We start from the raw sequence: 7,700 nt of genomic DNA, 5'->3' as shown, positions 1-7,700 counted from the left end.
AGCACGGATGATCTTTAGGAATCAAGTTTCGCAAGTCCATAGGGACCAACATAGTCTGATTAATATTATCATCTTTCAAAACCATAAATAAAACAACCATAAAGATTAATATCTATAATAAAAGATTATACTTCATAGTATATAAAATTAAAGGAAAAATAAGCAAAATAAAATTAAAAAAATAGTGACTTCGTGTCACATCCTCAACTTATTTAAACAATATTGCAGCTCTCTTTTTCAGGACATAATATAAACATTTATATATGTCAAAGATCATAATTTCAATTGGTACATAAAGTTCTAATTTCAGTACTTTATTGTATCGAATTTCAGTTTTTTTCTATATTTGTATATTATTAAAGGGCAAAAAGTTTTCATTATTTAAAGTTAAAGAATATTTATATTATTAAGGCAAATACATTTCATTAGATTGAAGTTAAACAGCATTAAGTTGTTTAAAAAGGAGAATGTTATGCGTTTTAAGCGATATATGTTTTTAACTTTAATGCTATTTTTAACGATATTTTCGATTTCGTTTGTGTGCGCAAATGAAAATCTAACATATGAACAAAATGCCGGTGAACTTAGTTCGCTGTCAGATCTAAATCCAATCGATGCTGTAAATAAGAATGTAGATTTTAATGACGAAGCTAATGATAATTTGTTAGCTCAGGCAAGTGAAAACGAAAATGATGATTTAGTTAATAATGAAAGTCATTTATTGCGTTCTAGTAATGATATAGAAACGGAAAATAGTGTAGAAATGCTTGGCGCTGCGAATACTTTAGATATTCTTGGTGCAAGTAATGATGAAAATGGTTTAACAATTCTTGGCGCTGGAAATGATTTAACTATTCTTGCTGCTAGTAATGATGAGCCTGTGCTGGGTCAAGCGAGATACGTGGCTGGTAATACTGTGCAAGATGTAATGAATGCAATCATTAATGCTGACCCTGGAGATGTAATCTATCTTGAGGGTAGAACCTATTCTGGTGGGGCTACTCTGACTGCTAATCCGGGTGAAATTAGAACTATTTCGAATATTAGGATTGTTGGAGGAACTGAACAGAATCCAAATCAAATGGCTACATTTAGTAGTACTGGTATTGCACTTACTTTCTCTGGTTCCCAAGCTACTGATCCTATTGATGGCCATAGGGGATTTACTAATAGTTCTGGTATTGCTTTACAAAACGTTGTTTTTGAAAATATAAGGTCAAATGGAAGAATGTTTCGTTTCAGCAGCGGGTCTTTGACAAATGTTGTTTTTAATAATCTGGAGTCATATGAACACCTTTTCTTCGTATATGGATGTTATGTAAGTCGTACACCAGTACCATTTACTAATGTTAATTTCACTAACTGTCGTCAGACTTATACTGGTTCAGGTGACCATAATATGGACGACGGTCATGGTCAGTTAGGTGTACTCTTCGGTGCTAAACTGGTTGATTGTAACTTTATTGGTACAAGTTCTGCTAATCACGGTGGTGCTTTCTGTATTTCAGACGAATACACAGGTGGTGGCGAACGCGTTGCAAGTAGTTTAACTAATTGTAATTTTATCAATGTTACTTCTCGATGGTTTGCAGTTTATATACATGGAAATTACACAGGAAGTCAATACGAAGGGGATAGCCATATTACAGAACCTCAAGTGCTTGATAACTGTAAGTTTATTAATTGTACATCATCAGCCGAATATGGTGGTGCACTCGGAATAAGCCACAACAATGTTATTATAAGAAACAGTGAATTCATTAATAACACTGGTGGGGAAGGTGCAGCTATTATGGTTGGTGGAATCGAGTATTTACATGATGCATTCCTGGGTTACAATATTGAAGGGAACAATATGACTATTGATAATTGTATCTTTAAAAATAATCGTGCAAAAACTCAAGGTCAAAGTAGTTCTCAAACCGATGTTGGTCTGATTAGTCCTACAGGTAATGCAGGTGCTGTTTATGTGTATGGTAATAATACCAAAATTTTCAATACTGTCTTTGAGGACAATTCTGCTTCAAATGATGGTGGTGCTGTTTTCATTCATGGTTGGGGCACTCATTTTGAAAATTCAACCTTACGTAGTAACTCTGCAATCAATGGTACAGTATACATCGAAGGTTCAAATACAAGAGTTATCAATTCAAACTTTACCAACAACGATGCGATCAATGGTGCAGGTATTTATGTCATAGGTCAAAATACCTACATTGCTAATTCAGAATTCACTAATAACACTGCAGATCCTAATGTAGGTTTAGGTGGTGCTATAGATGTTGTTGGTGACTATTGTACTCTTTTAACAGTAACCTGTAACAACAACACTGCTAATTGTGGTGGTGCTGGATTTATCCGTGGTTACCGTACAACTATCAGAAATTCCACTTTTGACGATAACTCCGCTACCTTACGCGGTGGTGGATTGGATGTTTACGGTGACGAGTGTACTGTTGACAATGTAGAAGTGTCTGATAACTTTGCAGGTACCGATGGTGGTGCTGTATATGTTGTAGGTAATGATGCTAGATTTACTGGTGTAACATCCGTTAACAACACTGCAACCAGAGGAGGTTCCACTTTTATCAAAGGTGACAATATCTATGTAACCAACTGTACTTTAGATGGTAATAAAGCGCTTTCCAATGGAACTGATGGTTCCGGTAGAGGTGGTGGATTAGACCTTGCTGGTACTAATTGTCATGTTTATGATATTGATGTATCCAACAACTATGCTGACAATGAAGGTGGAGCAATTTACATCAAATCCGATAATTTAGACATTTTTGATATTGTATCTATCGACAACTCTGCAAATCTTGGTGGATCAACCTTTATTGAAGGGGACAACATTGTTGTTCACGACTGTGCTTTTGACGGAAACAACGCTACCCTCCGTGGTGGAGGTCTAAACATTTTAGGTGAAAATTGTACTGTTTATAATGTTGAAGTATCCGATAACTATGCAGGTGCCGAAGGTGGTGCTGTATACGTTAGAGGTAATGATGCAACATTTAGAAATGTAACATCCATCAACAACACAGCTGCAAGAGGAGGTTCTACCTTTATTATAGGGGACAATGCTGAAGTTCACAACTGTACTTTAGATAACAACCAAGCACTCTATAACGGAACCGAAGGTTCCGGTAGAGGTGGTGGAATCGACATCGCAGGAAAAGAATGTAAAGTATATGACCTTGAAGTTTCCAATAACCACGCAGACAGAGAAGGTGGAGCAATATACATCAAATCAAGTAACTTAAAGATTTATGAAATTGACTCACTCAACAACACCGCTGCCCGTGGAGGTTCAGTATTCATTGAAGGAGATAACATTACTGTTTCAGATTCAACATTCAGTAATAACAGAGCTATTTTCAATGAAAGCGACCCTGACAATTCAGGTATCGGTGGTGCAATCGATGTATTAGGTAATGACTGTAAATTCATCAATGTTACTTCCCTAAACAACACCGCATATCGTGGAGGATCAACATTTGTACGTGGTAACAATACCCTCGTACAAGATTGTATCTTGGACAACAACACCGCTACCCTCCGTGGTGGAGGTATAAATGTTGCAGGAGACAATTGTAAAATAGAAAATGTTGAGGTATCCAACAATAAGGCTGGTCTTATGGGTGGTGCTATTTATGTTAATTCAAATGGTACTACATTGACCAATATTATTGCGGACAATAACACTGCTGAACGTGGTGGTGCTGCATTCATTAACGGTACCAACATTATCGTTAGAGGCGGTGAATTGAACAACAATATAGCTATTCTCAACGAAAGCAATCCTGATGCTTCCGGTTTAGGTGGTGCATTCGACATTGTAGGTGACAAAATCATTGTAGATGGTGTTCACACTAACAATAACACCGCTTATCGTGGAGGTTCTTCATTTATCCGTGGTAATAATGTAACAGTTATAAATTGTAACCTGGACAATAACTCCGCTACCTTACGTGGTGGTGGTATTAACATTGCAGGTGATGACTGTAATATCGAAAATGTAAGCGTGTCCAACAATAGGGCAGGTCTTATGGGTGGTGGTATTTACGTTAATTCCAAAGGTACTACATTGACTAATATTACTGCTGATAATAACGCTGCTGAACGTGGTGGTGCTGCATTCATTAACGGTACTAGTGTCACCGTTAGAGGCGGAGAGTTGAACAACAATAAGGCTAACTTCAACGCAAGTAGGCCTGATGAGTCCGGTTTAGGTGGTGCATTCGACATTGTAGGTAGTAATATCCTTTTCGATGATGTTATCTCTAACAACAACACCGCTTATCTTGGAGGTGCCGCATTCATCCGTGGTAGTAATGTAACCGTTCAAAATTCCAACCTGGACAACAACTCCGCAGAATTAAGAGGTGGAGCTTTAGATATTGGTGGCGGTGAAGGCAGTAAAATCATCAATGTAAGTGCATCCAACAACAGAGCAGGTACTAAAGGTGGTGCTGTTTACGTTAATGGTAATAAGGCATTATTCGATAATGTTACTTCCATTCACAACACTGCTGAAGAAGGAGGTTCCTCATATATTGAAGGTAACGAAACAACTGTTATAAATTGTAACTTGGACAATAACTTTGCTACTGAAAATGGTGGTGGATTAGCTGTTTCAGGTCACAATGGTACTTTTGAAAATATTGCTCTTTCCAATTGTAATGCTTCTGATTATGGTGGTGCTATTTACGTTATAGGTGATAATAATACTTTCAACAATGTTACTTCTATTCATAACACTGCTGATTATGGTGGTTCCTCTTATATTGCAGGTGACAATACAGTTGTTGAAAATTGTAACTTGGACAACAATATTGCTGCTGTAGATGGTGGAGGATTATATGTTAAAGGTAATGATTGTAACTTTACTAATGTTAAACTTTCAAATTGTATAGCAGATGGTGAAGGTGGTGCGGTATATATCAGTGGAGATTTCGCATCATTTGACAATGTCACATCCAGAAATAACACTGCTACTTATGGTGGTTCAACATCCGTTCATGGTGAAAATGTTAAAGTTCAAAATTCCGAGTTTACAGATAATGAAGCCGACGCTGGTGGAGCTATCTATGTTTCAGGTGATGAAGGATACATCGCAAATAATAACATTTTATCCAATACTGCAGGTACTGGTGGTGGAATTTTTGTTACCGGAGATGATTGTGAATTTTCACAAAACAATATATCCTACAATGATGCTAACTTCGGTGGAGGAATCGCCGTATCTGGATCCGATACATTACTTGACAACAATAATATTACATATAATCATGCCGACTCTTTAGGTGGAGCAATATATGTAAGTGGAGAAACTGGTGACGAAATCACTTATTTCGCCTACAACAACATTTCATCAAATCATGCTGAATTAATTGGTGGTGGAATATATAGTGCAGATGAAGATTTATATCTAGACCATATCTATGCATTCAATAACACCGCTCTAAAAGGTGGTTTTGCAGATATCAATGACGCTCAAGAGTTAGTGGTTTCAAACTCAACATTCGATAGTAACCACGCATTGGGAGATATCAATGACGGTTATGGTATGGGTGGTGCTTTCTTCATATCAAATATAGCTGATGCAACTATTGATGGTAATTTCTATAACAATACTGCAGAATACGGAAACGGATCTGCAATTTATGTGCAAGACTCTAAGTTAAGAGTACATGACTCAAACTTCTTTGACAACTTAGCACTCTCTTACGCATTGCCAATACTTCCTGAAAAGGGTACAACTTACATGGTAGGCGAACCTATAAATGTAACTATTTGGCATATAGGTGGAGACAATATTGCTAATGCTATCCATAATAAGGATGCTCAAAGTGAAGTTACAATAAATAACATAACATATGAGTTCTATAATCATGGAAATCGAACCATCAAAACAACAAGCAATACCGATGAAATTCCAGTTATCGGATTTGAAAACAGTGACGACGGTGAAAAAATATATCTTGATGATTTAGAAGATAATCAACCGATATATTATACCGTAACCAAAATCGGTGCAGGAGATTATCCAGACCCAAGTGATATAACTGATATTTCTGGTAGTATATCTTTTAACCTCAATGGATTGCCTGTTGGAAGATACCTGATTCAAGCAGTTTATTACAGAACTACTTACTATACAGAAATCTTAAACCAAACATGGATTAGGATTATTGATGTGTCCTCAATCAATGTTACTAAGGTTTGGGATGATAATGACGACTTTGATGGTATTAGGCCGTCTAGTGTGACAGTTCTATTGTATAATGACACAGGTTTAATAAATCAAACAGTATTAGACAGTTCTAACAATTGGACATATTCATTCAAAGATTTATTAATCTATGATGAGGATGGTATTAATTTAATTAATTATACCATTGAAGAAGTGCCAATTGATGGTTATGCAACTGTAATAACCAATATTACTGGCGATCATTCCATTAATTTAACTATAACTAATATTCATATTCCTTTAACTAGTGTGAATGTTACTAAAGTTTGGCATGATGGTGATAATGCTGATAATACCAGACCTGATAATATTACTGTTGTGTTGTTAGCTAATGGTACTGCTATCGATACTGCTGTTTTGAATGCTGCTAATAATTGGACTTGGTCTTTCACTAATTTGACAATCTTTAATGATACTGAAAGGGTTGTTTATACAATTGGTGAGTTAACTGTTGATAATTATATTGTTAACATTACTGAAAGTCCTGCTGGCATATTTACTATTGTGAATACTTTGGTTACTGATATCAACGTTACCAAAATCTGGCATGATGGTAATAATGCTGATAATAGTAGACCTGAATATATTATTGTTGAGTTGTTTGGTGATGGTGTAAGTGTCGCAAACGGTACTTTGAATGCTGATAATAATTGGACTTATTCATTCACTAACTTGACTGTCTTCAATGGTATTGACAGGATTAATTATACTATTAGCGAAGTTACTGTTGAAAATTACATAGTTAACATTACTGACTTCGTGATTGACAATACTTACGTTACTAGTGTGAATGTTACTAAAGTTTGGAATGATGGTAATAATGCTGATAATACTAGACCTGAATCTATTATTGTTGAGTTGTTTGGTGATGGCGTAAGCGTTGCTAACGCTACTTTGAATGCTGCTAATAATTGGTCTTATTCATTCACTAACTTGACTGTCTTCAATGGTAATGACAGGATCAAATATACTATTAGAGAAATTAATGTTACTGGTTATATTAGTGTTGTAACTAATAGCACTCTTTATAATTGGACTATTACTAACACAGAATTAGTTAATATAACTGTTGTCAAAGTTTGGACAGACAATGAAGACCAAGATGGTATCAGACCTAATAATGTAACTGTAAGCTTGTTCGCTGACGATTCACTAGTTGGTGAAATCAATTTGAATGAAACTAATAATTGGACACACACTTTCGAAGATCTAATTAAGTTTAGAGCTGATGGTAGTTTAGTCGAATATCGTGTTAATGAGACTGAGGTACGTAATTATACTGCTATCATTACCAGAGATAACAATAACTTTTTAATTAATAACACTCATGATGTTGAGTTGGTTAATGTTACTGTTGTTAAAGTTTGGACTGATAATGGTAACCAGGATGGTGTCAGACCTGCTAATGTGACTGTTTTATTGTTTGCTGATGATGTGAACA

At 35.8% G+C, this 7,700-nt stretch carries 1 protein-coding gene; it reads left to right on the top strand.

The features are described 5' to 3' along the window. Positions 1–472: 472 nt before the first annotated feature. Positions 473–7,700 (top strand): Cna B-type domain-containing protein (locus tag MBBTH_RS10760; protein ID WP_133241968.1); only part of this gene is annotated, 7,228 nt, incomplete at its 3' end.

This window comes from Methanobrevibacter thaueri (assembly GCF_003111625.1).
GTDB lineage: Archaea > Methanobacteriota > Methanobacteria > Methanobacteriales > Methanobacteriaceae > Methanocatella > Methanocatella thaueri.
This window is presented reverse-complemented; position numbering and strand designations above follow the sequence as displayed.